Origin of the sequence: Actinomadura sp. NBRC 104412, from assembly GCF_030269515.1 — a bacterium.
Lineage (GTDB): Bacteria > Actinomycetota > Actinomycetes > Streptosporangiales > Streptosporangiaceae > Spirillospora.
In genome coordinates this window covers 1-320 of record NZ_BSTM01000053.1, presented here as the reverse complement: position 1 = coordinate 320, position 320 = coordinate 1, and the positions used below count along the sequence as shown (strand labels likewise).

General features: G+C 67.5%; 1 protein-coding gene. It reads right to left on the bottom strand.

Annotated elements, in window-relative coordinates:
• Positions 1 to 167, bottom strand: a 167-nt coding sequence (locus QSK21_RS36310; RefSeq protein ID WP_352231373.1) for a hypothetical protein, incomplete at its 3' end; no start/stop codon positions are given.
• Between the last annotated feature and the right edge of the window lie 153 nt (positions 168 to 320).

Genomic DNA, 320 nt, shown 5'->3' with positions numbered 1-320 from the left:
TCCGCCAGGCGGTTGCCGAGGTTGTTCAGGCTCCCTGCGAGGTCGGGCAGGTAGGCGGCGGGTTCGGCCTCGGCCAGCTCGCGGCGGATCTCCACAGCCTCGCGGGTCGGCTCCAGCGCGGCCCGCTCGTCACCCACCTCCGCCAGGCGGATGCCGAGGTTGTTCAAGCTCCCTGCGAGGTCAGGCAGGAAGGTGAGGTTCCCCCCGTAGCACGGACACCTGCGGTGAGGTCACTCGGTGGTGTCTGAGGGCAGGTTGAGCCCTTCGAACGTGACGGGGCTGTGCATCCCGATACTGGAATGCCGCCTGTATGGATTGTA